2 protein-coding genes are annotated in these 644 nt (G+C 55.1%); both read right to left on the bottom strand.

Annotated features, from left to right (window positions below; translation table 11 throughout):
* Positions 1-196 (bottom strand): hypothetical protein (locus tag AAFX91_RS42280; protein WP_394570424.1); only part of this gene is annotated, 196 nt, incomplete at its 3' end.
* A 126-nt stretch (positions 197-322) separates the two neighbouring features.
* Positions 323-644, bottom strand: a 322-nt coding sequence (locus AAFX91_RS42275; RefSeq protein WP_394570423.1) for a hypothetical protein, incomplete at its 5' end; no start/stop codon positions are given.

Here is a 644-nt window from a genome sequence, read left to right as displayed (position 1 = left end):
AGTAATAGAAGTTTCGTTGGGCGCTTTCCTCACCTCGACCTCGAACAGCTCTTGAATGCACTTGTTCGAAGGATAAGGCGCCCGTCCGGTTCAACTCCTCCAAAAGATGCGTGCGCTCAGCGGTCGACAGCAGCTCAATCCGCCCAACCGGCTGCTCGGCATCGACCATCACAGCACAAATCAAATTTTGCACCATGTTGTTGATCCGATCGGGATCACGCGACTGGCATCAAAGCGGCACCGATCTCATCCCGAGCGCAAACCTCAAACATCAGCAAATCACCACATAAGGCTGCCTCCGAACTTAGCATTCAAAGCTAAATCAGTATGGGCAGAACAGCTGTTTGCCGTAAGCCTGATACCAATCGGCCTCAGCCGGTCCGATTGCACACCTCGCTGTGTCGCGCAGCGCGTAACTAAGATCTCGCGCAAAGCTATCGTGCTCCCTCAACTGAGCGCATTCGGATGCGACTACCCTGCGCACCTCTCCAAAACCATGAGCAAGGTCAATGGTGATTTCCATCGGCACGACAATGACATTGTCAGGCCCTGCGCACTTGTCCGCGCCGTCCGAGTCACGCCGAGCTCCATCCGATTGAACGTGGAAGAGCTTGGCTTTGAGCTCCTCTCGCTGCCCCAATGCC

Source organism: Bradyrhizobium sp. 31Argb (assembly GCF_043638955.1).
Lineage (GTDB): Bacteria > Pseudomonadota > Alphaproteobacteria > Rhizobiales > Xanthobacteraceae > Bradyrhizobium.
This window is presented reverse-complemented; position numbering and strand designations above follow the sequence as displayed.